Below are 26998 nucleotides of genomic sequence, written 5' to 3'. Positions count from 1 at the left end.
TGGTCTCGCGCTTGCTCGCAGGCGCTTATTGTTTCCCTTTCCCAATCCATTGCCGGCCGCGTTTGACCATGCCGCTTGGAGTCCGCGTGCGCGTTTGACGCTTTCCATTCGTGATGATGCCGGTTTTTAATGTTTAATTGATTCCTGTTTTTATATTGTAAATATATTTAAAAAACAAAAATGACAATTGGATTTGTTTTTAAGATAAATCCTATATTTGATTTCAGCGGATTTTCTTATCATGGCGTCTACAAGCCCTAAATAGAACGGCGTGATTCAGTTTGATTCCACACCCGAGCAGGCGTCTCCGGAACGATGACCATAGGACGCGCGGGTGTGCTGCGCGCTGTGAATTGAACCGATATGGCCGGCTCCTTGAATGACGGCTCTTGCTTGGCGATGTCAATTAAGCGGGCAGCGGCAGCGTGGTTTCCCGCCGCTGCCGGGCGAGGGCGGAGAAGCTTGCCGGACCGGGTTTTCGGCCTTGAATGATTTTTTTAGATTCATTGACCTTGGCCGCGTCCTTCCGGCAATGTGCCGCCACATTGTCATTATCGAATTAGCTAAAGCAAGTCCGGAAATTAAGCTGATCAATCGTATGCTTTTTGGGATGTTGAAACGTGACAGCGCGCCAACGCGGGCGTGGCGGATATTCAGCTGTCGGTATTCCAAATGGTAGGGAATCCATGGAAAATCTTAATGTCATGGTGGTGTCCGGATCATCGCGGGACAATGAGCGCCTTCAGCGCATGCTGTCGCAGGCCGGCATTCGCAATATTCGCCATTGCGGCCATATTCGCGAGGCGGAACAGCAATTGCTGCGCGAGCCGGTGGATTTGCTGGTGTGCGATATTCAGATGCCGGACGGCGGCGGCGCCGAATTGATCGCCAAGGTGCATGCCGGCGTGCGTCGCGGCGAACTGGCCGACGCGCCCATGCTGTTGTGGCACAGCGCCGCGGGCAAGCTGTTGCAGGAGTCGCACGTCAGGCTGGCGCGCGAGGCCGGCTTCAACTACGTCTGGGCGGCGCATCCGACCATGGACGACGGCGAATGCGCGCAGTTTTTGCGCCAGGTTGAACTGGCGCGCGCGGCCATGGCCGAGGCGGCCAGAGTCAACGGCGTGCCGGGGCGCTTGGGAACCCGGCCTTTCAGCGAGCAGGAGGTGATCGAGGCCTTGTGCTCCAAAGGCAATATCTCGATAGACCTGCAACCGCAGGTGCGCTTGAGCGACGGGGTGGTGGTCGGCGCCGAGGCGCTGGCGCGCTGCATGCACCCGACGCGGGGCAATATCCGGCCATCGGTGTTTCTGCCGGTGGTGAGCAAGCTGGGGCTGGATCTGTTGCTGTTCTTCCATGTGCTCAGCGGGGTGATCTCCACCCAGCAGGCGCTGAACGCGAAGGGCGTGCGCTTGCCGATTTCCATCAACGCGTCGGCGGCCACCCTGGCGTCGCCCAATCTCGTGCGCGAGATCACCATGCGCTGGGACAAGACCAAGCTGGAACGCTCGCTGCTGGTGATCGAGCTGACGGAAAACCTGGAGCCGGAAATCGGACTCGATTTGATGGTGGCGCTGAACCAGCTGCGCGCCAATGGTTTCGACATTGCCTGCGACGATTACGGCATAGGCATCTCCTCGCTGAAGATGTTGTCCGCCATGCCGTTTTCGTCCTTGAAGCTTGATCAATTATTCGTCGCCTCGATGCTGGAGAGCTCGCGGCATTATGAAATCGTCCGCTCCTCCATCCTGCTGGGCAAGGAGTTGAATCTGCAGGTGGTGGCCGAGGGCGTGGAGAGCACGCGCCACGTCAAGGCCTTGCGGGAGATGGGCTGCGAGACCGGCCAGGGCTTCGGCCTGTACCGCCCGATGGCGCCGTCGCGCTACATAGAGCTGGCGCGGCAGGTGCCGGAGGAGTGGAGCGCGCGCGGCGCGGGCGATTAGGCGCGGCCCCAAGGCGTTCCGCCGGGACAGGGGATGCGGCGGGAAGCGAATTGGTCAACTTTAACGAGAACGGCATGAGAAAAAGAATATCGCTGATGATTCTGGATGACCATGACGTGGTCAGGGTGGGGCTGGAGGCCAAGCTCAAGCAATACCCGGAGTTCGAGATTGTCGGCAGTTTCGCGCAGAGCACCCAGTTGCTGGCGGTTTTCCGCAAGCGGCTGCCGGATGTCTTGTTGATGGATTTCTCCCTGGGCAGCAACGAGGTGGACGGGCTGAACCTGATTCAGTCCATCAATGTCCGTTATCCGGAGTGCAAGGTCCTGGTGCTGTCGTCGGTGGACCTGGTGGGAACGGTCAATCTGATGCTGCGCGCGGGCGCCAGGGGTTTTTTCAGCAAGTCGCAGCCGGTGGACGCGCTGGCGGGCGCCATCCACAGCGTTTATGCCGGGCGGGTGTACCTGACCGTCAAGATGATGAGCGAGATGAATCTCTTGCTGTCGGGCGACATCAAGCTGGAGGAGGGGCGGACGCTGGACCCGTATGCGCGTTTGTCGCCGCGGGAGCGCGAGGTGGTGCGCTGCTGTCTGGACGGCATGAGCACCAGCCAGATCGCGGAGAAGTTCTCGCGCAGCATCAAGACGGTCAGCACTCAGAAAAAAGCGGCTTTCCAGAAACTGGGCATCAATACGGACAGGGAGTTGTTTTTATTGAACTCCAAATTGGAGTAGCGGTGCGATTTCAACATTTGAGCGGCCTGCTCGTCCTGTGCGGCGTTTTGTCCGCTTGCGCCGACCAGGGCAGCAAGATCCCGCTGAGCCGGGAGGAAGAGGCCTGGGTCAGCCGGAATCCGGTGGTGGACGTGTACGTGCTCAGGTCCAAACCGGCGGCCAAGCGCAAGAACAGCAACGTCCATTACAAGGGGGTCGAGGCTTTTTTCCTGCAGTACGTCAGCGAGAAAAGCGGTTTGCGCTTCAATATCGTGCAAGTGCATTCGGCGCAGGCCCTGATCGAGGCCAGCGGCAATGGGCGGGCGATGATGCTGGCCAGCATCAATCAGGACGCGATCGGCGAACTGAACCTGAACAAGAATTACTACTTCACCCAGCCGTATTCCTCGCAGCCCTTGATGGCGATCACGCGCCGCGACTACCCGGTGGTGTTCGACCACGACAATCTGCACGGGCGCAAGCTCGCCTTCATCTTCAACGACAACTCGCGCTCCTGGTTGCTGGGCGATCACGCCAACCCGGACCTGGTGGCGGCGGAGACGCCCACTCAGGCCTTGCTGGCGATCCAGGACCGGAGGGCGGACATCGGCCTGGTGCCGGAAAGCTATGCGCGCTTCCTGCTGAATTATCGTTTCCCCGATCTGAGCAGCTCCGGCGCGCTGCCCGGCTATTACGCCATTTACCGAATGGGGGTCAGCAAGCACCAGCCCTTGCTCTACGCCATCCTGCGGCGCAGCCTGGACACGATGTCGGCCGACGACGTCGACGCCGCCCGCTCCGCCTGGGAGGAGCAAGTGGCGCCGCGGCCGTCCGTCTCCAGCGTGTTCAGGAGTTACGCCGGCGAAGGCACCCTGCTGGTGCTGCTGTTCTTCGTCCTGCTGCTGGTGATACGCACCACTACCTTGCTGCTGCGCAAGGCGAGGACGGGCGAAGCGGCCAAGAGCGAGTTTCTGGCGGTGGTCAGTCATGAAATCCGCACGCCGATGAACGCCATCATCGCCGCCGGCGAACTGCTGCAGACCATGTCCTTGGGCGAGAAACAGCGGGAGCTGGTGCTGCAATCCAATCTGGCGGCCAGCAGCCTGCTGCAACTGCTCAATAATATTCTCAACGCCTCGCGGCTGGACGCGGGCCAGGAAAGCCTGGACCCGTCCTTCGTCAACGTCGGCTCCATTCTGGAAGACCAGGTCAGGCTGTACGCCTTGGCGGCCAAGATGAAGGGACTGGAGCTGCGCTACGTCCATGCACTGCCGGAGCGCGCCTTCTGGCTGGACGCTTCGCATTTGCAGCGGGTGCTGCACAATCTGATGTCCAACGCGATCAAGTTCACCGACAAGGGCACGGTCACGCTGAAGGCGGACTTGCGCCGCGGAAAATCAAGCCGCAAGCGCGGCGTGCTGGTGTGCCAGGTGATAGACACCGGCATAGGCGTGCCGCTGGCGGCGCAGAAGAATATTTTCGACGCTTTCGTGCAGGCGGATTCCGTCGCCACCCGCAAGTTCGGCGGTTCGGGGCTGGGGCTGAGCATCTGCAAGCGCTTGGTGGAGTTGATGCAGGGGCGCATCACGTTGGACAGCGACGGCGCGTCCGGGACCATTCTCACCATCAAGCTGCCGGTGCGTTTGGGGCCGGCGCTGGTCAAGGAGGCGGCGGAGGAAGAAGCCTCCGGCCCGCCGCAGGCGGTGGGGCAGGGGCAGCTGGTGCTGGTGGTGGAAGACCATCCGGCCAATCAGCTGATGATTTGCGAGCAGCTGCGCCAATTGGGCTGCCGCGCCACGGTGGCCAGCACCGGCATGAGCAGCTTGTCCATCCTGAAGGAACACCCGGAGGTGCGCTTGATCCTGATGGACTGCAGCCTGCCGGACATCAGCGGTTACGAGGCGACGCGGCGCATCCGCGCATGGGAGCGCGAGGAGGGCGGCGCCTTGCTGCCCATCGTGGCGATTTCCGCGGCCAATGACGATCTGCACCGGGAACGGTGCATGGACAGCGGCATGAACGGCGTGCTGGTCAAGCCCCTGAGGCTCAGGGATTTGCAGCATATCTTGCTCATGTGGCTGCCGGACGCGGCGCCGGTCTCCGAGGCCGTCGAATCTCCGCCCCAGGTCAGCGGTCTATGGCAGATGTTCATCGAGCATAACGAGCGCGATTACCGCCAGGCGGTGCGGGCGGTCCAGCACGCTCACTGGTCCACGGCCAGCCAGCATCTGCACCGGATCTCCGGCGCGGCCTTGACCATGGAGCAGCGCGAGCTGGCGGAATTGGCGCGGGAACTGGAGGGCATGCTGTTGCAGGGCGGCGCGGAAGGCTTGGACGAACGCATGGACGCTTTGCGCGCGATGCTGGACCAACTGGCCGCGCAGACGCCGCCGGCCGGGAAATGAAACCGGGCGGCGGCTGGGTGGGCTATCGTTTCAGCCCTAAAAGATAGAGCACTGGTTCTTAGGCTTGCAGCGCCAGCGTGCCGCTGCGGCCGGGAATCTCTCCCATCACCACGCGACCGGCGGGCAGCGCGGCCGCGTCCAGGCTGCTGAACAGCTCGATGCAGCTGCACAGCTGATAGCCCTGGGCTTGCCAGCCCACCAGCAGATGCTCGAAGGTATAGCCCAGACGCAGGCCTTCCAGCTCGGCGTGCAGGGTGTACACATGGCCGGTGGCCGGCGCTTCTTCGGTCAGCGCCAGGATATGGTGATGGACGTTGTCGGCGGTGAGGCCGTCCAGGCCTATCAATTCGTCCAGCGTCGGCAGCGTGGTGGGCAGCTGCGGCACGCCCAGGGGCTGGCCGGCGGCGTCCACCGGCTGGAAGGGGTGGCTGCCGCGGCCGTCGGACGCGTAAAGCATGCCCAGTTCGCGCTCATAGGCCAGCGCCGCGTCGTTGATCTGCCAGCCGGCCGCGCCGTGGGTGCGCGCCGGTTCGCCGAAGATCTGTTCGAAGCGCTCGGCCGCCTTGCGCATTTCGGCGCGGGTCCAGGCGGCGTCCTTGCCGGCGACGTAATCCTGCCACTTGATGTGGTCCCAGGTGTGAATGCCGACCTCGAAGCCCTGCGCGCGCACTTCGCGCATCAGTTCCGCCTCGCGCTTGCCGATGTCCGGGCCGGGCAGCACGGTGCCGTAGAGCAGGGTGCGGATGCCGTAGTGCTCCACCACCGAGGTGCGCGACACCTTGGACAGGAAGCCGGGACGGAACACCCGCTTGATCGCGCGGCCGGTATGGTCCGGGCCCAGGCTGAACAAAAACGTGGCCTTGGCGTGATGCTGCTGCAGCATGTGCATCAGCCGCGGCACGCCGTCGCGGGTGCCGCGCCAGGTGTCGACGTCGATTTTAAGGGCGAGTTTTTTCATGGGGTATCTCTGAAACCGGCGCCGGGCTTTCTATCTCGCCTGGCGCCGGGAGCCGCTTACTCGGACAGGTCGCGGCTGGCGGCTACTTGGTCGCGGTAGTAGTCGTAGATGCCGCGCAGCGCGTCGGCCATGGTCACGCTCGGTTTCCAGTCCAGGTCCGCCATGGTGTTGGCGATCTTGGGCACGCGGTTCTGCACGTCCTGATAGCCTTTGCCGTAGTAAGCGCCGGAGGTGGTTTCCTCGATCTTCACCTTGTCGGCGTTCAGCTGGTATTCCGGGTAGACGCGGGCCAGGTCCAGCATCATCGCGGACAGTTCGCGGATGGAGTAGTTGTTGGCCGGGTTGCCGATATTGTAGATCTGACCGGAAGCCTTGCCGTCCTGGTTTTCGATGATCTTCATCAGCGCGCTGATGCCGTCGTCCACATAGGTGAAGGCGCGCTTTTGATGGCCGCCGTCCACCAGTTTGATGGTCTCGCCGCGCACGATGTGGCCCAGGAACTGGGTGATCACGCGGCTGGAGCCTTCCTTCGGCGTGTTGATGTTGTCCAGGCCGCCGCCGATCCAGTTGAACGGACGGAACAGGGTGTAGTTCAGGCCTTCCTGCATGCCGTAGGCGTGGATCACGCGGTCCATCAGCTGTTTGGAGCAGGAGTAAATCCAGCGCGGCTTGTTGATCGGGCCGCAGATCAGCTCGGAGTTTTCCGGGTCGAACTCTTCGTCATGGCACATGCCGTAGACTTCCGAGGTGGACGGGAACACCAGGTGTTTCTTGTACTGTACGCACTGGCGCACGATGGGCAGGTTGGCTTCGAAGTCCAGCTCGAACACGCGCAGCGGATTGTTCACATAGGTGGATGGGGTGGCGATGGCCACCAGCGGCAGCACCACGTCGCACTTCTTCACGTGGTACTCGATCCACTCCTTGTTGATGGTGATGTCGCCTTCGAAGAAGTGGAAGCGCGGATGGTCTTTCCACTCGGCCACGCGGTCATCGTGCATGTCCATGCCGTAGATGTGCCAGTCGGTGGTTTCGATGATGCGCTTGGTCAGGTGGTGGCCGATGAAGCCGTTGACGCCGAGGATCAGTACTTTTTTCATTGAGATTTCCTTCATCGCCCCCCGGAAGGGAGCTGTGATTTGCATGTGTATTCCGTGAGTCCGCCGCCTCAGGCCAGCGTCAGCGTCAGTGTCGTCGCCGGATCCAGCGCCGCGCCGTCCAGCGTGGCGGACAGTACCTTCAGGCGGCCGCCGTCCACGGCGTCCAGCCACAGCGCGCCGTGTTCTGAGTGTAGCCGGGCCGCTTGCAATTGCTGGCCATGGCCGCCGGCGCGCAGGGTTTTCCAGATCACCAGCCGTCCGTCTTCGGTGTCGGCGAAGGCGCCCGGGAACGGGTGGGTCAGCGCGCGCACGAAGTTGTGCAGCTGGGCGGCGCCGGCCCGCGGATCGATGCGGCCGTCTTCCGGCTTGCGGCCGCCGAAATAGCCGCCCTGGCTCAAGTCCTGCCGGCGGAACTCGGTCTGACCGGCGAGCAGGGCCGGCAGGCTGCGGGCCAGCACCATTTCCGCGGCCACGGTGACCTTGGCGAACACTTCGTCGGCGTTGTCGTCCGGCAGAATGGGCACCGCCATCTGGTCGACGACGGGGCCGTTGTCCGGTTTGACGTTCATCACGTGCAAGCTGGCGCCGGTTTCGGTTTCTCCGTGGATGATGGCCCAGTTGATCGGCACCCGGCCGCGGTATTTGGGCAGCAGCGAGCCGTGCATATTGAAGGCGCCGCGCGCCGCGGATTCCAGCAGCGGGGCCTTCAGCATGTGGCGGTAATAAAAAGAGAACAGGAAGTCCGGCCGCGCGGCCTGCACTTGGGCCAGCGTTTCCGGCGTGTTCGGGTCGTCCGGGGTGATCACCGGAATGCCGTAGTCGCGGGCGACTTGCTCCACGCTGGCGAACCAGATGTTTTCCTTGGGATTGTCGCGGTGGGTGACCACCAGCGCCACTTCCACGCCGCCGCCGATCAGTGCCTTCAGGCAGCGCACGCCGACATTGTGATAAGCGAAGACCACGGCTTTCATGGCTTGTCCTTTTGCTCCAGCACCGCGCCGATCACATAGCGCGGCCTGTCCCGCACTTCCTGGTAGATGCGGCCGATGTACTCGCCAAGCAGGCCGATGCCGAACAGCGCGATGCCGATCAGCAGGAAGGCGATGGCGAACAGGGTGAACAGGCCGCCCACTTCCGGTCCGACGATGAGGCGGCGCAGCACCAGATAGACCACCAGCACGCCGGAGCCGGCGGAAACCAGCATGCCCAGCAGCGAGAACAGCTGCAGCGGCACGATGGAGAAGCCGGTCATCAGGTCGAAGTTCAGGCGGATCAGGCTGTACAGCGAATACTTGGATTCGCCGGCGAAGCGCTCTTCATGGCCGACGGTGACTTCGGTCGGGTTCTGCGCGAACTGATAGGCCAGCGCCGGGATGAAGGTGTGCAGTTCGTTGCACTGATTGATGGTGTCGATGATGCGGCGGCTGTAGGCGCGCATCATGCAGCCCTGGTCGGTCATCTTGATGCGGGTCAGCTTCTCGCGCAGGCGGTTCATCGCGCGGCTGGCCAGATGGCGCCACAGGCTGTCGTTGCGCTGGCGGCGGATGGAGCCGACGTAGTCGTGTCCCTTGTCCATTTCCGCCAGCAGCAGCTTGATGTCCTCCGGCGGGTTCTGCAGGTCGGCGTCCAGCGTCACCACCCGCTCGCCGCGGCTGTATTCGAAGCCGGCCAGGATGGCGCGATGCTGGCCGAAATTGCCGTTGAACAGCACCACCCGGGTCACGTCCGGGCGCAGGTCGAACTGCGCGGCGAGCATGGCCGGGCTCTTGTCGCGGCTGCCGTCGTTGACGAAGACGACTTCATAACGCACGCCCAGCGCGTCCAGCGCCGGGTAGAGGCGGTCGAACAGCGCCGGTAGCACGTCCTGCTCGTTGTATACCGGGATGACGACGGAAAGATCGATTACGCTTTTCATAATGTTTTATACGCTCAGCACGGGCTTCAGCACGCCGCTCACGGCGGCGCACACGCGTTCCACGTCCTCGTCGGCCATGGCCGGGAACAGCGGCAGGGTGACGGTGCGGCGGCCGATGTCTTCCGCCACCGGGAAGTCGCCCGGCTGGAAGCCCATCTCGCGGAACAGGGTGAACAAATGCATGGCGGGGTAGTGCACGCCCACGCCTATGCCCAGGTCTTTCATCCGGGCGATGAATTCGCCGCGGTCCATGCTCATCCGATCCAGCGGCAGCAGCGGCTGGAACATATGCCAGTTGCTCTGGGCCATGTCCTCCAGCGGCAGCTCGCAGCCCAGCTCGCGGTCGAAATGGCGGAAATACAGCGCGGCCAGTTCGCGGCGGCGGGCGTTGAAGCCTTCCAGCCGCGGCAGTTGGCCCAGGCCGATGGCGGCGGCGATGTCGGTCATATTGGACTTGCCGCCCAGCACGTCCACGTCCATGCCGCCGTCGGCGTGGCGGGTCACGCCCTGCAGCCGCAGCTTCTCGAACAGGCGCGCCTCGTTCTCGTCGTTCAGCACCAGGCAGCCGCCTTCGCCGCTGGTCATGTTCTTGTTGGCGTGGAAGCTGAAGGACACCAGGTCGCCGTCGCTGCCGATGCGGCGGCCGCGCCAGTTGGCGCCCATGGACTGGGCGGCGTCCTCCACCACGCGCAGACGGTGGCGCTTGGCGATGTCGTACAGGCGGTCGCGGTCCACCGGCAGGCCGGCCAGGTCCACCGGGATGATGGCGCGGGTGCGCGGCGTGATCGCTGCTTCCACCAAGTTCAGATCGATATTGCGGCTGGCGCGGTCGGCGTCGACGAACACCGGCTTGGCGCCCACCTTGAGAATGACGTTGGCGGTGGCCACCCAGCTCAGCGGGCAGGTGATCACCTCGTCGCCGGGGCCGACGCCGGCCACCTGCAAGGCCATTTCCAGCGCGGCGGTGGCGGAGGCCACCACCCGCACCGGGCGGCCGCCGACATGGGCGGACAACTCGGCTTCCAGTTGGCGGGACTTGGGACCAGTGGTGATCCAGCCGGAGCGCAGCACCTCGCCGACGGCGGCGATGGTGGCCTCGTCGATGTCCGGGCGGGTAAACGGTAGAAAATCCATATTCAAACCCTGAAAATTAGCCACGGAAGCACACGGAGATGCACGGACAAAAACAGTCATTCAAATTCGTTTTGCGCCATTGAATCTTGTCGGCTGCTGAGCGGGCGTTTTATTTTCCGTGTCATTCCGTGTGTTTCCGTGGCAAAAATAAGCCTTAACTACGTGCCACCAGCACCACGCCGATGATGATGACGCCGATGCCGATCAGTTTCTGCGCGCTCAAGGCCTCGCCGAACAGCCAATAGGCCAGCAGCGCGTTGACCACGTAGCCGATGGACAGCATGGGATAAGCGATGCTGACCTCTACCCGCGACAGCGCCATGATCCAGACCACCACGCTGACCACGTAGCAGGACAGGCCGCCGACGATGGGCAGATTGGTGGCCAGCGACCAGCCTATCGGCAACACGTTGGCGGCGGAAAAGTCAAAGTGGCCGATTTGGCGCACGCCGGCCTTCAAGCATAGCTGGGCGGCGGCGTTGAGCAGCACGCCGAGCAGAATCAGGCCGAATTCGATCAACTTCATATTAGAAGGGGTCCAAAGGTTGGCGGTTTCACGGCTTGGCCACGACGAGGCGGCGCGGATCTTGGTAGACCACCCGCATCGGCAGGCCCTGGGCTTGCAGTTCCTGATAGGTGGCGGGGTTGGTCATCGCCAGCGCGCGCGGCGCGGCCTTCCAGGCGGCGACGAATTGTTCCAGCCGCGGCATCCAGCGCTGCGGCTCCTGACCCTCGCCGAACTCGAACTCGTCGACGAACTGCACCAGGGTGACCGGGCGGCCCAGGTAGAAGGGGAAGGTCTGATCGTAATAGCGCACCGAGAACACCGGGGTGTCCTGCCCCAGATAGGGCTGAATCTGGCGCACGATTTCCTTGCTGCCCTTCAGCCGGCCGTAGCTGTCGTGGCCGGCGGCGGCGACGCTGACGGCGAGCAGGCTGCCGAAGGCCAGCCAGCACAGCGCGGCCAGTTTGCGCTCGCGGCCCAGCAAACGCCAGGCGACGACGGCGCAGACCAGGAACAGCAGCGCGGCGGCGACGACGAAATGGGCGAAGCCGTGCAGCACGTCGAGGGGGATGTCCTCGGATGCGAAACGGTCGACGAAGGGGTAAAGACCAAGCGCGGCCAGCCACAGCAGCAGCGCCGGCAGCAGGTGCTTCTTCAGCGCGGCGGCCGGTATGCGCAGCAGCGTGGGCGCCAGCAGCAGCGCCAGCGCCGGGAACAGCGGCAGGATGTAGGACGGCAGCTTGGAACTGGACTTGCTGAAGAAGGCGAAGATGAAGACCGACCAGATCAGCAGCAGGCGGCCGGCGCGCAGCCGCGCGCCCGGCTCGCGCCAGCCGTCGCGGCACAGCGCCGGCAGCAGGCTGGTCCAGGGCAGCAGGCCCAGCAGCAGATAGGGCACGAAATACCACGGCGCGCCGGTGCGCTTGTGCTCGGTGGTGAGGAAGCGCTCCAGGTGCTCGCGGATGAAGAAGAAATGCGCGAAGTCGGGATTGCGCTGGGACACCAGGATGAACCAGGGCGCGGTCAGGAGCAGGAACAGCGCCAGGCCGCTCAGCCAGTGCATGCGTTTCCAGAAGCCCCATTGCCAGTTGAGCAGGCTGTACAAGACCAGGGTGGCGCCGGGGATCAGCAGGCCGATCAAGCCCTTGCTCAGCGTGGCGGCGGCCATCGCCGCCCAGGTCAGCCACATCCAGTGGCGCGTTTCGCGCGGGCCGGCGTCGTCGCGCTGGGCCAGCAGGAAGCCGCACAGCGCCACGGTCAGGAAAAAGCTGACGCCCATGTCCAGAGACAGGAAATGACTGTTGGCCACGATCCAGGCGCAGCTGCCGGCGGCCAGCGCCGCGTAGCGGCCGGCGTCGACGCCCCACAGCCGGCGCGCGGTGAAGCCGCACATCGCCACCGTCAGAAAGCCGGTCAGGCCGGGCCAGAAGCGGGCGGCGAACTCGTTGACGCCGAAGGCGGCGAAACTCAGCGCGCCCATCCAATATTGCAGCGCCGGCTTTTCGAAATACAGCAGGCCGTTCAGCCGCGGCGTGATCCAGTCGCCGCTGTGCAACATGAACAGCGACAGCGTGGCGTAGCGGCCCTCGTCGGCGTGAATCAGCCCGCGGTAGCCGAGGGAGCCGAACCAGACGACGGCGAACAGCAGCCACAGCGCCGGCTCCAGCCAGGGACGGGCGGCGGGGCCGGAGAGCCCGGCCGAAAAATGGGGTTGATTCATGCGGAACGGATAGTCATTGGATTATTATGGACAGCTGCGCAAGGATACCCGATTTCGCCGCCCTTGTGATTGGCTAAACTCATGTGCGGGCTGGAGAAAGCGGCGGCATCCGGCTTGGCCGCGGCGCTTAGGCCAGCCAGTCGCGCGGGGCCAGAAAGCGCTCGGTCAGCGCCGCTTCCGGGCTGCCCGGCTCCGGCTGATAATCGTACTCCCAGCGCGCCAGCGGCGGCATCGACATCAGGATGGATTCGGTGCGTCCCCCGGACTGCAGACCGAACAGGGTGCCGCGGTCCCAAACCAGGTTGAATTCAACATAGCGGCCGCGGCGATAAAGCTGGAACTGACGTTCGCGGTGGCCCCAGCTATCGCCTCTGCGGCGCTCGACGATGGGCAGGTAGGCGTCGGTGAAGCCCTTGCCCACCGCCTGCATGAAGCGGAAACAGGAGTCGAAGCCCCAGGCGTTCAGATCGTCGAAGAACAGGCCGCCGACGCCGCGCGCCTCTTGGCGGTGCTTCAGGAAGAAATACTCGTCGCACCAGCGCTTGTAGTCCGGGTAGACCTGTTCGCCGAAGGGCCGGCACACATCGCGGGCCACGCGGTGCCAGTGCACCACATCGGCCTCCACCGGGTAGAACGGGGTCAGGTCGAAACCGCCGCCGAACCACCATACCGGCGTTTCCCCTTCTTTTTCCGCGATGAAGAAGCGGACATTGGCGTGGCTGGTGGGAATGTGCGGGTTTTCCGGATGGATCACCAGCGACACGCCCATAGCCTGGAAGCCGCGGCCGGCCAGCTCCGGCCGGTGGGCGGTGGCGGAGGCGGGCAGCGCGTCGCCGTGGACATGGGAGAAATTGACGCCGGCCTGCTCGAACAGCGCGCCCTTGGTCAGGACCCGGCTGCGTCCGCCGCCGCCGCCCGGACGCTGCCAGGCGTCCTCGACGAATTGAGCGCCGCCGTCGGCCTGCTCCAGCGCCGCGCAAATGCGGTCTTGCAGGTCCAAGAGAAAGGCTTTGACATCATTGACGCGCGGCTGGCTCATCGCAGTATCCTGAAGGCTTGAAATGGGCTGCATTGTAGCAGACGGGGCGGCGCGCGCAGGCGCGCCGCCCGGGCTTTGAACATGGGAGACGCGCATCGTGATTGATCTGTATACCTGGGGCACGCCCAATGGGCGCAAGATTTCCATCATGCTGGAAGAACTGGAGCTGTCATACGCCGTGCACACCGTGGATATCGGCAAGGGCGAGCAGTTCGCCGAGTCCTTTCTGGCCATCAGTCCCAACAACAAGATTCCGGCCATCGTCGACAGCGAGGGGCCGGATGGCCGGCCGCTGGCGATGTTCGAGTCCGGCGCCATTCTGCAATACCTGGCGGAAAAGCACGGCCGCCTGCTGCCGGCGGCGGGCGCGGCGCGCTACGAGGCGCTGCAATGGCTGATGTTCCAGATGGGCGGCTTCGGGCCCATGCTGGGGCAGGCTCACCATTTCCTGCGCTATGCGCCGGAAAGCCTTCCCTATGCGCAGAAGCGCTACCACGACGAAGCCTTGCGCCTGTACGGCGTGCTGGACCGGCAGTTGGCCGGGCGGGATTACGTCGCCGGCGAGTACGGCGTCGCCGATATCGCGCTCTATCCGTGGGCGGCGCGCCATGATTGGCATCTGGTGGATCTGGCGGCGTTTCCGCGGGTAAGCGATTGGTTCCAACGCGTCGGCGAGCGGCCGGCGGTGCGGCGCGGCATGGCGGTGCCGGCGGCCTGAAACGCAAAACCAGCCGCGGACACAGGGGCCGCGGCTGGCGATGGAAGGGCGTGGCAAGGCTGAGATTAGAAGTGGTAGCTGATGCCGGCCTTCAGCACGCTGGTGCCGGACGTCTTGACCACGCTTTGGCCCGCTATCTGGAAGTCATCGCCGGCGATGTATTCGTATTCGCCACGCAAGGACAGGTTTTTGTGCAGTTGATACTGCGCGCCGAAACCAAGACCCAATCGGGTGTCGTTGAAAGTTTTGTTGACAACGTGGTCGATCTTGAGCGTGGTGTGCACGTTGTTCAGGCTGGCCTTGCCGAAAACTTCCAAATCCTGGGTCACCGGCAGAATGCCCAATACGGCGATGCGCTCGGCCTTGTTGGCGACGGAGCCGTTGCCAACAAGGCCGAGGGCGGAGGCGTTGGCCGTGGATTTTCCGAAATCGGCGTAGGACAGTTCGGTAGCCAGGTATTGGTTGAAGCGGTAACCGGCGCCCAGTTCCCATACCGTGCCGGCGGCCTTGGCGTCTTTCAGGGCGATGTTGCGGTTGCCGGACTCCGGCTTGGAGAAGTTGTAACCAGTGTTGCCGAAGACGTAGAAGCCCGGATCGGCTGCATGCGCGGACAGAGCTGCCAGGCTCAATACGGAAGCGGTGATTAGTTTTTTCATTTTTGCGACTGTTTGCTTTGTTGATAACTACAATATTGTGCGAATAAGAAGCAAGTCAGTCTGTTGAGCTTGTAAGCGCTCTTTGTGTGGAAGGTAAATGATTTGTGTAACAGTCTGTAACAAAACAGGGTGGGTGGCTGAAAGAAAAGATGCCCGCCGAAGCCGGCGGGCACGCAAAGTCACACAAAGGGAAGAGAACGGAACCGTTGCAAGACCGGCTGGGGGCCGATCCGGCTCGTGCAAACAGTTTGCTTCAGCCGGTCCTCGTCTTCCATTGTCGCTGTGTTCTGGCTTGATGACGGTTGATGACGGGGCGGCCGGGAAGTTTGCGCAGCTGTTAAATTCAATGTTTAGTTGTGATTGCTTGCAACTTTAGTTGAAGAAGGGGCGGGCGCGGCTGGCGCAGGCAAGAAAAAAGGCAAGCCTGAGGCTTGCCCTGATGGCAGCGACGCGGCGTTCAGGCGGCGGCGAAGACGGCCCAGTCGGCGTGTTCAGCGGCGGCGGCCCGGGCTTGGGCGCGCTGGTTGAAAAACTTCAGGCTGCGCTTGAGCACCTCGCCGCGTTCATTGTCCACCATCACCATGTGGTAGCTATTGGACAAGGGCATGAAGTCGACCTTGCCGCCCAGATAGCGCTGCAGGTAGCGGGCCGAGCGCGGGCTGGTGATGTCGTCCTCGTCGGCATGCACGATCAGCGTCGGGCAGGTGATCTCTTCCAGCCGCGACATCAGCTGGCGGCGCAGCCCATCCACTTGGCGGATGCAGGCCAGCGGGATGTAGGCGTAGTGGAAGCGTTCGCCGCGTTCGAAGCGCTGCTGGATGGCCTTGCGGATGCGGGCGTTCTTGATGCCGAAGGGTTCGACTTCCGGCACGCGCATCTTCTTGGCCAGGCCGGGAATGCGGTAGACGATGTGGCGCGCCCAGGTCAGCTTGGGCAGGCTCCAGCCGTCCAGGAACAACGGCGGCGCGTACAAGGCGAGGCCGTCCTGATGGTTTTCCAGCCGCGCCACTTCCAGCGCCACCAGGCCGCCCAGGCAAACGCCGGCCAGATGCACCACCTTGTGGCGTGTCTTCAGTTCCAGGTATTCCTTGCGTATGGTTTCCACCCAGTCCTGCCAGCGGACGGACAGCAGATCTTCCGGCTCGCCGCCATGTCCCGGCAACAGCGGGGTGTGCGTGACGATGTCCGCCTCCTCCAGCGTGCGTCCAAGCGCGCCAAGGTCGTATGCGCTGCCGCCCAGACCGTGTACCAGCAGGGCGGCCGGTCGTGAAGAAACCATGGGAAATACCCGAATCCAAGTTGAGATGCTGGCATTATCCCGGCGCGGCGGCTTGGGGTCTGTTGGCTTCCTGTCCCCGCTTTGTGACGGCGCGTGACCCCATTCAGATTGCTTAACAAACTGCGGCTTTACTTTTCGCCGGCGCCGGCGTTCTTGGCCGCCTCTTCAAAGTCTCGCGGGCAAGAGCGAGACAAGGAAGAAGCGGAGAAGCGGTCGATGCGTATTCTGAAGCCGTGCTCGCCGCGTGAGGCCCCGCGGATCGCAAGCGGGCGCTGAGCCGCTCTTAGAGCCGCTAACTAAACCGCGCAGCGCAGGATCAGGGGTTGGTTTAGCGGGGCTTATTGCTGTGGTTGCATGATGCGCAGAGTAAAGCGCGCGCCGCCCAGTTCACTGGCGCTCACGCTGGCCTGGCCGCCGTGGTGTTCGGTGATCAGCTTGACGAAGGACAGCCCCAGGCCATAGCCGCCGGTGGCGCGGTCGCGGCTGCGGTCCAGCCGCAGGAAGGGTTCGAACACCTTGTCGCGTTCAGCCTCGGGAATGCCGCAGCCGTCGTCGTCGACATGAATCAGCAGCTGGCCGGAAGCGTTGTGACACACGGTCAGCCGGACCTGAGCGTTGGCGTATTTGAAGGCGTTGAGCAGCAGGTTGCGGCTGGCCACATACATCAGCTTGCGGTCGAACGCGCCGTTGCCCAGCGCGCAGTCCAGCTCCAGCGCGATGCCCGGCGGTTTCAGCGGCGTCACCAGGTCGACCAGATCGTCGAACCAGTCGTAGAGGTCCACGGTTTCCCAGTGCAGCGGCACTTCGTTGCGGTTGAGCTTGGCGAACTCCATGCTGGTGTTGAACAGCTCCTCCAACTCCTGCATATCGCGCTCCATGCCTTCGCGGTAGCGCCGCCATTCCTGTTCGTCCTCTTCTTCCTCCAGCATGGTCAGACCGAAGCGCAGCCGCGCGATCGGGGTGCGGATCTCGTGGGCGATGGCGTGGGACAAGGCCTGACGGGTTTCCATCTGCCGCTCCAGCCGCGCGGCCATGCTGTTGAAGGCCAGGGACAGGGGGGCCAGCAGCCGGCTTTTGGACGGTTGGGCGCGGGCGCTGAAGTCGCCGTCGGCGAACACCTCCGCCTTGCGGCGCACTTCCAGCAAGTCCTTCCACAGCGGGCGCAGGCTGAAGTAGATCAGGGTGCCCAGCGTGGAGCCGGTCAGCAGAATCCACAACAGCAGGATTTCCATGTCTTCGCTGATCCAGCTGCTGTTGCTGGCTGGGGCTTCCAGCGGGCCCAGCAGCAAGAGATGCGGATCATGGGGCAGCGGCACGTAGAGCAACTGGCTGTCGAAATCCAGATAGGGGCGGCCGCCTTGCAGCGCGGCATGGCCTTCCGGTTCGAAATCGTCGGGAGGATGGGCGATCAGTTTGACCGGATAGCTGAAGGCGCGGGCGATGTCGGCGAGCTTGCGGTCCCAGTCCCGATGCGGCGTCTGAGCCAGCTGCTCGCGGATCAGGCTCACGGTGCCGTTCATGAATTGCAGCTTGCCGTCGCGGTCGCTGTTCTCGTACAGCTTGGTGACCAGGAAGCCGAAGCCGATGATGATGATCAGCTCCACCAGCATGGTGGCGAAGAAATAACGGGCGAACAGGGTGCCCAGCGACGGCTTGAGCCAGCCGCGCAAACGACGAGTGCTCATGCCTTATTCCCAGTCGCTGCGTGAGAACAGATAGCCTTTGCCGCGCACGGTCTTGATTCGGGCCGGCGCGTCGGGATTGTCGCCCAGCTTGCGGCGCAGCCGCGAAATGCGCGCGTCGATGGAACGGTCCAAGCCGTCGAAGCCGATGCCGCGCAGTTCGCTCATGATGTCGTCGCGGGACAGCACCTGGCCGGCATGGGAGGACAACAGCCACAGCAGGTCGAATTCGGCGGTGGTCAGATCGATCAGCTCCCCGTTCAGCGTGGCTTCGCGCGTGGCCTGGCTGATGCAGAACTGGCCAAAGGTGAAGCTGTCTTCGTCGCCGGCCTCGCCGTCGGCCTGCGCCCCCGGCCCGCCGCGGCGCAGCAGCGCGCGCACCCGCGCCAGCAAGCGGCGCGGCTCCACCGGCTTGGCCAGGTAGTCGTCGGCCCCCAGTTCCAGTCCCAGGATTTCGTCCACGTCCTCGTCGCGCGCCGTCATGATCAGCACCCGGCCGTTATAGCGCGGGCGGATTTCACGGCAGACGTCGAAGCCTTCCTTGCCCGGCAGCATGATGTCCAGGATCACCAGGTCCGGCTTTTCTTCCAGGATGATGGCCGGCGCGGTGTCGCCGCGGCCGTGCTGGGAGATGCGATAGCCGTGCTTGCTCAGATAAGCGCCTATCAATTCGGCTAGTCTCACGTCATCTTCGACGATGAGAATATGGGGGGTATCGCTGTTCATGTCCGTCGACGGGATTTCGGTGGTTCAAATCAAAATATTAGCACGCGAGGTTTGCCAGCGACTTTAGCATTATCGTGACTGCTATTCGTCATAAACTATCGATAGTTTTTACAAATGATTTGGCCTGCTTGATTTTCCGGCGCTATCAATCCAGAATCGGTCAGGCACAAAAAGCCGGCCGTGGCCGCCGTTGCCGCCAGGGACCGATAAATTAAAACGGGATAAAGAGAATAGGAACTTGCCATATGCAACAGATAAGAGAATGGGCCGTGTGGCTGGCCGTCGCCCTGGCGGGCGCGGCGGCCTTCGCCGTGGTGGCCCTCAATCGCGGCGAGCCGGTCAACGCGGTCTGGCTGATCGTGGCGGCGGTGTCTGTCTACTCCATCGCCTATCGCTTTTACGGCCGCTTCATCGCCCACAAAGTGCTGGAACTGGACGCTCGCCGGCTGACCCCGGCGGAAAAATACAATGACGGCCTGGACTACGTGCCCACCAATAAATGGGTGTTGTTCGGCCACCACTTCGCCGCCATCGCCGGCGCCGGGCCGCTGGTGGGACCGGTGCTGGCCGCGCAGATGGGTTATCTGCCGGGCACGCTGTGGATTCTGGTCGGCGTGATGCTGGCCGGCGCGGTGCAGGATTTCCTGATCCTGTTCCTGTCGGTGCGCCGCGACGGCAAATCGCTGGGCGAGATCATCCGCACCGAACTGGGCGCCATCCCCGGCGTCATCGCCTCCATCGGCATCCTGATGATCATGGTCATCCTGCTGGCGGTGCTGGCGCTGGTGGTGGTCAAGGCGCTGACCGGCAGCCCGTGGGGCACCTTCACCATTGCCGCCACGATACCGATCGCGCTGTTCATGGGCGTTTACACCCGCTACATCCGGCCGGGCAAAATCGGCGAAATCTCCGTCATCGGCTTCATCCTGCTGATGCTGGCCATTGTTTACGGCGGCGACATCGCCAAGAACGAAACCCTGGCGCCCTTGTTCACCCTGAGCGGCACCACGCTGGCCTGGACGCTGATCGGCTACGGCTTCGTCGCCTCGGTGCTGCCGGTATGGCTGTTGCTGGCGCCGAGGGACTACCTGTCCACCTTCCTGAAAATCGGCACCATTGTCGGCCTGGCCATCGGCATCATGATCGTGGCGCCCAATATGCACATGCCTGCGGTGACCAAATTCATCGACGGCAGCGGCCCGGTGTTCGCCGGCAATCTGTTCCCCTTCCTGTTCATCACCATCGCCTGCGGCGCGGTGTCCGGTTTCCACGCGCTGGTGGCTTCGGGCACCACGCCCAAGATGCTGGAGAACGAAACCCACGCCCGCATGATAGGCTACGGCTCCATGCTGATGGAAAGCTTCGTCGCCATCATGGCGTTGATCGCCGCCTGCGTGCTGGATCCGGGCGTGTACTTCGCGATGAACAGCCCGGCGGCGGTGATAGGCAAGACCGCGGAAGAAGCCGCCCAGGTGATTTCCAGCTGGGGCTTCCTCATCACGCCGGACATGTTGACCCAGATGGCCAAGGACGTGGGCGAGAGCACCATCCTGTCCCGCGCCGGCGGCGCGCCGACCTTGGCGGTGGGCATGGCGCACATTCTGTCCAATGTGATAGGCGGGCCGGCGATGATGGCCTTCTGGTATCACTTCGCCATTCTGTTCGAAGCCCTGTTCATCCTCACCACCATCGACGCCGGCACCCGCGTGCTGCGCTTCATGATCCAGGATCTGCTGGGCCTGGTGGTCAAGCCTATGGCCAACACGGAGTCCTGGGCGGCCAACTTGATCGCCACCGGCCTGGCGGTGACCGGCTGGGGCTACTTCCTCTACCAGGGCGTGGTGGATCCGCTGGGCGGCATCAACACCTTGTGGCCGCTGTTCGGCATCGCCAACCAGATGCTGGCCGGCATCGCGCTGATTCTGGCCACCGCGGTGCTGATCAAAATGCAGAAAACCCGCTACATCTGGGTCACCGCCGTGCCCACCTTGTGGCTGCTGGTGGTGACGTTGACCGCCGGCTGGCAGAAGCTGTTCCACGCCAGTCCCAAGATCAGCTTCCTGGCCCACGCGGACAAATTCTCCGCCGCCGCGGCCAAGGGCGAGGTGCTGGCGCCGGCCAAGAATATGGCGCAAATGCATCAGATCATCTTCAATGACTATGTGGACGCCACCTTGACGGCGCTGTTCATGGCGGTGGTGATCGCCATGCTGGCGTTTGCGCTGAACGTGATGCGCAAGTCCCTGGCGGTGAAATGGTCCACCGCCAAGGAGGTGCCGGCCATGTTCCGGGAGGAGGGCGCGTGATGGGCAAGCTATGGCAACAATGGGCGAAAACCGCCCGGCTGATGGTGGGGGTCAAGGATTACGACGCTTACGTCGCCAGCCGCCGCCGCTTCGATCCCAAGGCGGAGGTGATGAGCCGCGAGGCTTTCTTCCGCCGTTGTCAGGATGAACGCTATGGCGGCAAGAGCATGAAGAAGTGTCCGTGCTGAGTTCTAACGGTTAGTCATACTTGATAGCGCCCGGCTTGGCCGGGCGTTTTTCATTGCATGCGCGGGCGCGCTCCGTGGAAATTGTGTTTCTATTTTTTTGGCATTTTTTTGTGGATTTTAAATCCAAATTGGCTTGAGTTTTAGGCGTGGGTTATGCTGAGCGCCCTTTCCACTAGCCCGGCTGCGTATGCGAAATGCGCGCCGTTGATGGACGATATGAGCGATTCCACGTTTGCAAGCCCGATTCTTGACCGTCTGCTGGCGGGCGGAGTGATTGACCAGGCGATTTACGAAGCCGCGCGCGACAAACTGCGCGAGCAGGACGCGGAGCCCTTCTCCACCTTGGGCGGAGGCCTGGACTGGTTGGAAGAGGAGGAAGTGCTGAGCTTTGAGCAAATGATTGAAATCGAAGCCAAGGCGGATGCGGACGAAGGTTTCACGTCCAATGCGGTGCGCAGGCAGGCGGTGGATGAATACAACCAGGATCTGGAGCTGGAATTGGCGCTGCTCCAGCGACAAAAGGCGACGACATGGCGCGGGAAGCTGGCTTGGGGGCTGGGCGGCGCGGCGCTGATCGGCGTGGCCGGCTGGTACTTTCTGACACCACCGCTGGTGCCGAGATGCGAAGCGTCCATGGTGAAGAAAAGCATACGGGCCTCTTTGATGTCTGAGAAGTTGCACCAGATATCGTCAAAGCTCAGCGCGAGTGCGCCGGAAACCATCAATCTGCGAAATCTCAAGTTGGAGCAGGTCAAGGAGCTGGGATACATCAAGATGGAGCGCGCCCGTGGCTGCGTGGCGGTTCTGGTGGCGGATGAGCAGCAGCGCGCGCCCATCGCCTACGAGGTACAGGGAAAAGACGACGCTATCCATGTAAAGGGAAGCGATGAACGTGTGCTGCGCACACGTTATGCTCAGTTGGACGCGGATGGTATGTTGCCGGAGTTGGGCAAGCCTTTGGGCCGGCTGGGCGTGAGGCAGGCGCTGCAACAAGGCGTGCTCGATTTTCGCAAGCTGGGTGGGCCAGGTGTCGACCCTTTGACCCGTGCGCTGGGTGCGTTGGGGAAGCCGGAATTTGCGCTCGGTGAAGTACTGCCCTTGAGCGACTGCGTGCAAGGCGCAGGCGGCGTCTGGAACTGCAAGTTGATGGTTCAGTATCGCGACCCATTCATGACGATGATCGGCAAGAAGGGCCGTTTGTTATTGGAAGGCGAGTTCAGCTTTGTCCGGGACGGCAAAGGCTGGCGCCCGGCGGACAACTTCAAGAGACAGTTCACGACGGCCTTGGTTAAAAGCCAGCAGAAGGTTATGCAGGGGCAGTCACGCGAGCAGGCATGGGAGTGATAGGGAGTGCGTTGGAAGGAGGCTGAACAGGAGCAGAGCTGAGGCCTGGTCGTAATACAAGCCACTGCCACCGCCCGCGCGTAAGCCGGGCGGTTTTGTTTTGGCTTGGGATGGGCTCCGACCGCGATTTCATTGTCCTATCCTTTGGCATGTCGCAAAATAATGTCATTATTAACCACATGTGGAAAAGCCATGTCAGAACCTTCCGCTTACACCGCTTACAGTGACAAATGGCAGATGCGCTTTGCCTTCTTCGACCTGCACGGCGCGCCAAATAGCGCCAGTTACAAGGAGGCGTTCAAAGCCTTGTCGTTTGGCGACCGCCTTAAGGTGCAGATGAATTTCATCGCTTTTTTCTTCTGGCCAATCTATTACCTGGTGCTGGGCTTGTGGAAGAACATGCTGTCCTTGTTGGGTGTGGCGCTGCTGATCAACCTGTTCCTCGTCTTGCTGGATGTGCCTGAGTCGATCACCCGCGGGCTTGGTTTCGGCTTTAGCGCGCTGGCTGGCATGTCGGTGAATTATCTGTATTACCAAAAGAAGGTCAAAGGCTATAAGGGGTGGAACCCTTTCCGTGGCTTGTTCTAAACCATGATGGCCGCTCAGTGAAAAAAACCGCCCGGCGCAAACCGGGCGGTTTTGATTTTGCGCGAGCGGCGTTTAGTGCAGCAGATGGCTGACGCCGAAGTTGATCAGGCCGCCGCCGACGATCAACCAGCCAAACAGGATGGACGCCAGCAGCATCGGTTTGGCGCCGGCCTGACGGATGGCGGAGAAATGGGTGGTGATGCCCAACGCGCCCATCGCGGCGGCCAGCAGCAGATTGTCCAGGGAGACGATGGCGTTGACCCATGCGGCCGGCAGCAGATTGAAGGAGTTGAAGGCGGCCACGCCCAGGAAGGCGACGGCGAACCAGGGGATGGCGATGCGGCCCTTCTGCTGACGGCTGCCGTGCGGCTTGGCGGCCAGCCAGCTGGACAGGGCGATCAGGAAGGGCGCCAACATCATCACCCGTATCATCTTTGTGATCACCGCGGTGGTCATCGCCGCCTCGCTGACCGATTTGCCGGCGGCAACCGCCTGCGCCACTTCATGGATGGTGGAGCCGGCGAACACGCCGTAGCTGAACTCGGAAATGCCCAGATGGCTGGTCCACTGATACAGCATCGGCCACAGGAACATCGCCACGGTGCCGAACACCACCACGGTGGCGACGGCCACCGCCACTTTTTCCGCGTGGGCCTTGAGCACCGGCTCGGTGGCCAGGATCGCGGCCGCGCCGCAGATGGAGCTGCCGGCGCCGATCAGGATCACGCTTTGCTCGTCCATGCCCAAATACTTGCGGCCGATGCGGAAGGCCAGCAGGAAGGTGGTGCACAGCACCAGGGTGTCGATCAGCACGCCGGCGAAGCCGACGGCGGCGATGTCCTGGAAGGTCAGCTTGAAGCCGAACAGGATGATGCCCAGGCGCAGCAGCTTCTGCTTGGAGAACTGGATGCCGTGGTGGCTGGCGCCGGCGAAGTAGCGGTAGACGGTGTTGCCTATCAGCATGCCGCCCAGGATGGCGAGGGTGAGGGCGGAGAAGCCCAGATGTTTCATCGCCGGCAAATCCGCGGCGTAGAGCGCGGCGACGGCGAGGGCGATGGCCAACGCCAGGCCCGGCATGATTTGGCGAAGGTTTGTCATAAGTAAATGCCTGTTTGGTCTATGGCGGATGAGGCTAACGATACGCCCCTCGTTTTCAGTAGAGAAACGGATAAAATGGATATATGTCAGTAGCAAAATCAATATAAGGAGGGGGTATGGCCTTGAAGCTGACCCTGCGCGAGCTGGAGGTCTTCGTCGCGGTGGCCGAATACGGCACCGTCACTCAGGCGGCTCAACAGGTGGCGCTGACCCAGTCCGCCGCCAGCCAGGCGCTGGACAAGCTGGAAACCGGCCTAGACGTGCGCTTGTTCGACCGCATCGGCAAACGGCTGAGCCTGAACGAGCATGGCCGGCTGCTGTGGCCCAAGGCGCGGGCCATGCTGGACGCGGCTCAGGACATGCAGAGTCTGTTCAACGCCGGGGCGATGTCCTTGAAGATAGGCGCCAGCAGCACGGTGGCCAACTATCTGCTGCCGCAGCAGCTGGCGGCCTTCCGCGCCGCCTGGCCGCTGGCGCGCTTGGAGCTGGACGTGGCCAATACCCGCGACATCGTCGACGCGGTGGCGGCCTTGCGGGTGGACTTCGGTTTCATCGAAGGGCCTTGCCATCACCCGGATCTGGTCGCCCAGCCCTGGAGACAGGATGAGCTGGTGGTGTTCGCCGCCGCGGATCACCCGCTGGCGCGGGGCGAGGCGGCGCGCCAGGACCTGGCGCAAGCGGAATGGATTCTGCGCGAAGCCGGCTCCGGCACGCGCGAGGAGGTGGATCGGCTATTGCTGCCGCACCTGGCCATGCTCAACGTCAGCATGGAGTTGGGCCATTCCGAAGCAATCAAGCACGCGGTGGCCGCCGGCCTGGGGGTCAGCTGCCTGTCGCGGCGGGTGGTGGCCGATCTGTTGCAGACCGGCGCGGTGGTGGAGCTGAACGCCGGCCTGCCGGTGCTGACGCGCACCTTGTACCAGGTGCAGCACCGCGATAAGACGCTGACCCGCGGCATGGCCGCGTTCCAGAACATGACGATGGCGGCGCTGCTGGCCTGAACCCCATCAGGGCTTGGCGCCGGTCCCCAGTCCGGTCAGCGCGCGGATGTATTGCGCCGGGAAGCGGCTGCGTTCCAATTGGCCCTGTGACGAACGATCGCAGATCGACAACAACCAGGCGCAGGCGAAGGCCGCGCTCATGGAAAACAGCGCCGGGTTGGCGTAGGGGAAGATCGGCCGCGGATGGCCCAGGATATCCACCCACACCATGGGCCCCAGCGCCAAGAGCGCGATGGCGGACGTCAGGCCGGCCAGGCTGCCGGCCACCGCGCCGCGGGTGGTGAGCCGGGGCCAGAACATCGCCAGGAACAGCACCGGAAAATTCACCGAGGCGGCAATCGCCAGCACCAGGCCGGACAGGAAGGCGATGTTCTGCTTCTCGAACAACAAGCCCAGCAGAATGGCCAGCAGTCCGATGACCAGCGTGGCCAGCCGCGACACTCGCATTTCCTCGGCGCTGCTCACCTTGCCTTTGCGCAGCGCCACCGCGTACAGGTCGTGGGACACCGCCGACGCGGCCGACAGGGCCAGGCCGGCCACCACGGCGAGAATGGTGGCGAAGGCCACCGCCGACACCAGGCCGAGGAACAGATTGCCGCCCACCGCCTGGGCCAGGTGCACCGCCACCATATTGGCGCCGCCGACAATGCCGCCGTCTGCGTCGCGAAAGCCGGCGTCGCCGCCGACGATGAGGATGGCACCAAAGCCCACCAGGATCAGCAGCAGATAGAAATAGCCGATGAAGCCGGTGGCGTAGAACACCGATTGGCGCGCGGCGCGGGCGTCGGCCACGGTGAAGAAGCGCATCAGCACATGCGGCAGGCCGGCGGTGCCGAACATCATGCCCAGCCCCAGGGAGACGGCGTCCACCGGATTGGATACCAGGCCGCCCGGCGCCAGGATGGCCTGGCCGCGGAGCTCGGCGGCGGCGGCGAACATGGCCTCGCTGCTATAGCCGAAGCGCCGCCAGACCATGAAGGCCATGAAGCTGGTGGCGGATAGCAGCAGCACCGCCTTGACGATCTGCACCCAGGTGGTGGCCAGCATGCCGCCGAACATCACGTACAAGACCATCAGCGCGCCGACGATGATCACGGCGCTCAGGTAGCTGGCGCCGAACAGCAGTTCGATCAGCTTGCCGGCGCCCACCATCTGCGCCACCAGATAGAGCAGCGCCACCGTCAGCGTGCCGCAGGCGGCGGTGATGCGCACCGGGGTCTGGCTCAAGCGGTAGGACACCACGTCGGCGAAGGTGAAGCGGCCCAGATTGCGCAAGCGCTCGGCGATCAGGAACATGATGATGGGCCAGCCGGCCAACACCCCCAGCGCATAGATCAGGCCGTCGTAGCCCTTGCTGAACATCATCGCGGAGATGCCGAGGAAGGAGGCGGCGGAGATCATGTCGCCGGCGATGGCCAGGCCGTTTTGCAGGGGAGTGACGCCGCCGCCGGCGGTATAGAAGTCCGAGGCGGAACGGGTGCGACGGGCGGCCCAAGCGGTGATGAACAGGGTCAGCGCCACAAACAGCAGGAACATCAGGATGGCGTTCCAGTTCAAGGGCCGTTGCGCGCCGGACTGGGCCCAGGCGGGGCCGGCCAGCGTCAGCGCCAGCATGGCGACAGGGATTCTCATGGCCGGCACTCCTTCAGCACTTGTTCGTTCAGCGGGTCCAGCCGCTTGTTGGCCTGGCGCACGTAAATCCCGGTCAGCGCAAACGCGGCCAGGATGATGGCGACGCCCACCGGCATGCCCACGGTGGTGACGCCGGCACCTATGGGCTGGGCCAGCCACTGCGGCGCGAAGGCCAGCACCAGGATGAAGCCGTAATAGAGCAGCAGCATGACGGCGGTCAGGCTCCAGCCCAGCCGCGCTTTGCCGCGGGCCAGTTGTTGAAAGGCGGGATGATTCAGAATCGCTTGCTGTTGTTGCGGGCTCATGGCGCGGCTCCTTAACCAGCGGCTTACGATCAGCTGCGCGGCGTGGAGC

General features: G+C 63.2%; 24 protein-coding genes. 9 read left to right on the top strand and 15 right to left on the bottom strand.

What is annotated here, in order from left to right; genetic code table 11:
• The first annotated feature begins 686 nt into the window (after positions 1 to 686).
• The 3 genes from DB032_RS18750 to DB032_RS18740 all read left to right on the top strand — a co-directional run bounded on the left by DB032_RS18750 (position 687) and on the right by DB032_RS18740 (position 5055).
• Complete coding sequence (locus tag DB032_RS18750; RefSeq protein WP_107800800.1) at positions 687 to 1940, top strand: EAL domain-containing protein; 1254 nt, start codon at positions 687 to 689, stop codon at positions 1938 to 1940.
• 74 nt (positions 1941 to 2014) lie between these two features.
• Positions 2015 to 2671 carry a response regulator transcription factor gene (locus DB032_RS18745; RefSeq protein WP_146176722.1) on the top strand — a complete coding sequence of 219 codons (657 nt, stop codon included), beginning with the start codon at positions 2015 to 2017 and terminating at the stop codon, positions 2669 to 2671.
• Positions 2672 to 2673: 2 nt separating this feature from the next.
• Positions 2674 to 5055, top strand: coding sequence for an ATP-binding protein (locus DB032_RS18740; protein ID WP_158274356.1), 2382 nt, complete (start codon positions 2674 to 2676; stop codon positions 5053 to 5055).
• 58 nt (positions 5056 to 5113) lie between these two features.
• Here DB032_RS18740 and DB032_RS18735 read toward each other — a convergent pair whose 3' ends face one another.
• From DB032_RS18735 to hemF, 8 genes are all read right to left on the bottom strand, one after another.
• Positions 5114 to 6013, bottom strand: a complete 900-nt coding sequence (locus DB032_RS18735) for a 4-deoxy-4-formamido-L-arabinose-phosphoundecaprenol deformylase (RefSeq protein ID WP_107800797.1) — start codon at positions 6011 to 6013, stop codon at positions 5114 to 5116.
• 56 nt (positions 6014 to 6069) lie between these two features.
• Positions 6070 to 7113, bottom strand: coding sequence for a bifunctional UDP-4-keto-pentose/UDP-xylose synthase (locus DB032_RS18730; protein ID WP_107800796.1), 1044 nt, complete (start codon positions 7111 to 7113; stop codon positions 6070 to 6072).
• Between the two features lie 68 nt (positions 7114 to 7181).
• Positions 7182 to 8084 (bottom strand): formyltransferase, encoded by a 903-nt coding sequence (locus tag DB032_RS18725; RefSeq protein WP_107800795.1) that lies wholly within the window; start codon positions 8082 to 8084, stop codon positions 7182 to 7184.
• Positions 8081 to 9028, bottom strand: a complete 948-nt coding sequence (locus tag DB032_RS18720; protein ID WP_107800794.1) for a glycosyltransferase — start codon at positions 9026 to 9028, stop codon at positions 8081 to 8083. The genes DB032_RS18725 and DB032_RS18720 overlap by 4 nt, the downstream gene beginning before the upstream one ends.
• A gap of 6 nt (positions 9029 to 9034) precedes the next feature.
• On the bottom strand, positions 9035 to 10162 hold the full coding sequence (locus DB032_RS18715) for a DegT/DnrJ/EryC1/StrS aminotransferase family protein (RefSeq protein ID WP_107800793.1): 1128 nt from the start codon (positions 10160 to 10162) through the stop codon (positions 9035 to 9037).
• Between the two features lie 154 nt (positions 10163 to 10316).
• A complete protein-coding gene (locus DB032_RS18710; protein ID WP_107800792.1) occupies positions 10317 to 10688 on the bottom strand; it encodes an SMR family transporter in 372 nt (123 codons plus the stop codon).
• A 28-nt stretch (positions 10689 to 10716) separates the two neighbouring features.
• The gene (locus DB032_RS18705) at positions 10717 to 12387 is read right to left on the bottom strand and encodes a glycosyltransferase family 39 protein (RefSeq protein ID WP_107800791.1); all 1671 of its coding nucleotides are present in this window, start codon (positions 12385 to 12387) and stop codon (positions 10717 to 10719) included.
• Between the two features lie 127 nt (positions 12388 to 12514).
• On the bottom strand, positions 12515 to 13426 hold the full coding sequence (hemF, locus tag DB032_RS18700; protein WP_107800790.1) for an oxygen-dependent coproporphyrinogen oxidase: 912 nt from the start codon (positions 13424 to 13426) through the stop codon (positions 12515 to 12517).
• Positions 13427 to 13523: 97 nt separating this feature from the next.
• Between hemF and DB032_RS18695 the strand changes: the two genes are divergently transcribed.
• Positions 13524 to 14144, top strand: a complete 621-nt coding sequence (locus DB032_RS18695) for a glutathione S-transferase family protein (protein ID WP_107800789.1) — start codon at positions 13524 to 13526, stop codon at positions 14142 to 14144.
• A 65-nt stretch (positions 14145 to 14209) separates the two neighbouring features.
• On the opposite strand, the gene DB032_RS18690 is transcribed toward DB032_RS18695, so the two are convergent.
• The 4 genes from DB032_RS18690 to DB032_RS18675 all read right to left on the bottom strand — a co-directional run bounded on the left by DB032_RS18690 (position 14210) and on the right by DB032_RS18675 (position 18487).
• Positions 14210 to 14800: an outer membrane beta-barrel protein gene (locus tag DB032_RS18690; protein WP_107800788.1), complete on the bottom strand. Its 591-nt coding sequence runs from the start codon at positions 14798 to 14800 to the stop codon at positions 14210 to 14212.
• A gap of 457 nt (positions 14801 to 15257) precedes the next feature.
• Positions 15258 to 16079: a carboxylesterase gene (locus DB032_RS18685; protein WP_107800787.1), complete on the bottom strand. Its 822-nt coding sequence runs from the start codon at positions 16077 to 16079 to the stop codon at positions 15258 to 15260.
• Positions 16080 to 16417: 338 nt separating this feature from the next.
• On the bottom strand, positions 16418 to 17764 hold the full coding sequence (locus tag DB032_RS18680; RefSeq protein ID WP_107800786.1) for an ATP-binding protein: 1347 nt from the start codon (positions 17762 to 17764) through the stop codon (positions 16418 to 16420).
• A 3-nt stretch (positions 17765 to 17767) separates the two neighbouring features.
• On the bottom strand, positions 17768 to 18487 hold the full coding sequence (locus DB032_RS18675; protein ID WP_081549203.1) for a response regulator: 720 nt from the start codon (positions 18485 to 18487) through the stop codon (positions 17768 to 17770).
• 245 nt (positions 18488 to 18732) lie between these two features.
• On the opposite strand from DB032_RS18675, the gene DB032_RS18670 reads away from it, so the two are divergent.
• The 4 genes from DB032_RS18670 (at position 18733) to DB032_RS18655 (ending at position 22913) form a co-directional block, all read left to right on the top strand.
• Positions 18733 to 20793 (top strand): carbon starvation CstA family protein, encoded by a 2061-nt coding sequence (locus DB032_RS18670; RefSeq protein WP_107800785.1) that lies wholly within the window; start codon positions 18733 to 18735, stop codon positions 20791 to 20793.
• Complete coding sequence (locus tag DB032_RS18665; protein ID WP_107800784.1) at positions 20793 to 20981, top strand: YbdD/YjiX family protein; 189 nt, start codon at positions 20793 to 20795, stop codon at positions 20979 to 20981. Before DB032_RS18670 ends, DB032_RS18665 begins: the two co-directional genes overlap by 1 nt.
• A 153-nt stretch (positions 20982 to 21134) precedes the next feature.
• Positions 21135 to 22325, top strand: coding sequence for a hypothetical protein (locus DB032_RS18660; RefSeq protein ID WP_107800783.1), 1191 nt, complete (start codon positions 21135 to 21137; stop codon positions 22323 to 22325).
• A gap of 192 nt (positions 22326 to 22517) precedes the next feature.
• Complete coding sequence (locus tag DB032_RS18655) at positions 22518 to 22913, top strand: DUF2628 domain-containing protein (RefSeq protein WP_107800782.1); 396 nt, start codon at positions 22518 to 22520, stop codon at positions 22911 to 22913.
• Positions 22914 to 22985: 72 nt separating this feature from the next.
• Here DB032_RS18655 and DB032_RS18650 read toward each other — a convergent pair whose 3' ends face one another.
• Positions 22986 to 24011, bottom strand: coding sequence for a YeiH family putative sulfate export transporter (locus tag DB032_RS18650; protein ID WP_107800781.1), 1026 nt, complete (start codon positions 24009 to 24011; stop codon positions 22986 to 22988).
• Between the two features lie 116 nt (positions 24012 to 24127).
• Here DB032_RS18650 and DB032_RS18645 point away from each other — a divergent pair, with 116 nt between their 5' ends.
• A complete protein-coding gene (locus tag DB032_RS18645) occupies positions 24128 to 25012 on the top strand; it encodes a LysR family transcriptional regulator (RefSeq protein ID WP_107800780.1) in 885 nt (294 codons plus the stop codon).
• 6 nt (positions 25013 to 25018) lie between these two features.
• Here the strand turns inward: DB032_RS18645 and DB032_RS18640 are convergent, their stop codons facing one another.
• Both DB032_RS18640 and DB032_RS18635 read right to left on the bottom strand, forming a co-directional pair.
• Positions 25019 to 26644 carry a cation/acetate symporter gene (locus DB032_RS18640; RefSeq protein WP_107800779.1) on the bottom strand — a complete coding sequence of 542 codons (1626 nt, stop codon included), beginning with the start codon at positions 26642 to 26644 and terminating at the stop codon, positions 25019 to 25021.
• Positions 26641 to 26949 (bottom strand): DUF485 domain-containing protein, encoded by a 309-nt coding sequence (locus DB032_RS18635; RefSeq protein ID WP_107800778.1) that lies wholly within the window; start codon positions 26947 to 26949, stop codon positions 26641 to 26643. Before DB032_RS18635 ends, DB032_RS18640 begins: the two co-directional genes overlap by 4 nt.
• Between the last annotated feature and the right edge of the window lie 49 nt (positions 26950 to 26998).

This window comes from Chromobacterium sp. Panama, assembly GCF_003052555.1.
Classification (GTDB): domain Bacteria; phylum Pseudomonadota; class Gammaproteobacteria; order Burkholderiales; family Chromobacteriaceae; genus Chromobacterium.
This window is presented reverse-complemented; position numbering and strand designations above follow the sequence as displayed.

What these genes read in the sequence shown, in the direction of transcription:
- DB032_RS18750 (WP_107800800.1), top strand. Translation starts at nt 687, where the DNA reads ATGGAAAATCTTAATGTCATGGTGGTGTCCGGATCATCGCGGGACAAT.
- DB032_RS18745 (WP_146176722.1), top strand. Translation starts at nt 2,015, where the DNA reads ATGAGAAAAAGAATATCGCTGATGATTCTGGATGACCATGACGTGGTC.
- DB032_RS18735 (WP_107800797.1), bottom strand. Translation starts at nt 6,013, where the DNA reads ATGAAAAAACTCGCCCTTAAAATCGACGTCGACACCTGGCGCGGCACC.
- DB032_RS18730 (WP_107800796.1), bottom strand. Translation starts at nt 7,113, where the DNA reads ATGAAAAAAGTACTGATCCTCGGCGTCAACGGCTTCATCGGCCACCAC.
- DB032_RS18725 (WP_107800795.1), bottom strand. Translation starts at nt 8,084, where the DNA reads ATGAAAGCCGTGGTCTTCGCTTATCACAATGTCGGCGTGCGCTGCCTG.
- DB032_RS18720 (WP_107800794.1), bottom strand. Translation starts at nt 9,028, where the DNA reads ATGAAAAGCGTAATCGATCTTTCCGTCGTCATCCCGGTATACAACGAG.
- DB032_RS18715 (WP_107800793.1), bottom strand. Translation starts at nt 10,162, where the DNA reads ATGGATTTTCTACCGTTTACCCGCCCGGACATCGACGAGGCCACCATC.
- DB032_RS18710 (WP_107800792.1), bottom strand. Translation starts at nt 10,688, where the DNA reads ATGAAGTTGATCGAATTCGGCCTGATTCTGCTCGGCGTGCTGCTCAAC.
- DB032_RS18705 (WP_107800791.1), bottom strand. Translation starts at nt 12,387, where the DNA reads ATGAATCAACCCCATTTTTCGGCCGGGCTCTCCGGCCCCGCCGCCCGT.
- hemF (WP_107800790.1), bottom strand. Translation starts at nt 13,426, where the DNA reads ATGAGCCAGCCGCGCGTCAATGATGTCAAAGCCTTTCTCTTGGACCTG.
- DB032_RS18690 (WP_107800788.1), bottom strand. Translation starts at nt 14,800, where the DNA reads ATGAAAAAACTAATCACCGCTTCCGTATTGAGCCTGGCAGCTCTGTCC.
- DB032_RS18685 (WP_107800787.1), bottom strand. Translation starts at nt 16,079, where the DNA reads ATGGTTTCTTCACGACCGGCCGCCCTGCTGGTACACGGTCTGGGCGGC.
- DB032_RS18680 (WP_107800786.1), bottom strand. Translation starts at nt 17,764, where the DNA reads ATGAGCACTCGTCGTTTGCGCGGCTGGCTCAAGCCGTCGCTGGGCACC.
- DB032_RS18675 (WP_081549203.1), bottom strand. Translation starts at nt 18,487, where the DNA reads ATGAACAGCGATACCCCCCATATTCTCATCGTCGAAGATGACGTGAGA.
- DB032_RS18670 (WP_107800785.1), top strand. Translation starts at nt 18,733, where the DNA reads ATGCAACAGATAAGAGAATGGGCCGTGTGGCTGGCCGTCGCCCTGGCG.
- DB032_RS18665 (WP_107800784.1), top strand. Translation starts at nt 20,793, where the DNA reads ATGGGCAAGCTATGGCAACAATGGGCGAAAACCGCCCGGCTGATGGTG.
- DB032_RS18660 (WP_107800783.1), top strand. Translation starts at nt 21,135, where the DNA reads ATGCTGAGCGCCCTTTCCACTAGCCCGGCTGCGTATGCGAAATGCGCG.
- DB032_RS18655 (WP_107800782.1), top strand. Translation starts at nt 22,518, where the DNA reads ATGTCAGAACCTTCCGCTTACACCGCTTACAGTGACAAATGGCAGATG.
- DB032_RS18650 (WP_107800781.1), bottom strand. Translation starts at nt 24,011, where the DNA reads ATGACAAACCTTCGCCAAATCATGCCGGGCCTGGCGTTGGCCATCGCC.
- DB032_RS18645 (WP_107800780.1), top strand. Translation starts at nt 24,128, where the DNA reads ATGGCCTTGAAGCTGACCCTGCGCGAGCTGGAGGTCTTCGTCGCGGTG.
- DB032_RS18640 (WP_107800779.1), bottom strand. Translation starts at nt 26,644, where the DNA reads ATGAGAATCCCTGTCGCCATGCTGGCGCTGACGCTGGCCGGCCCCGCC.
- DB032_RS18635 (WP_107800778.1), bottom strand. Translation starts at nt 26,949, where the DNA reads ATGAGCCCGCAACAACAGCAAGCGATTCTGAATCATCCCGCCTTTCAA.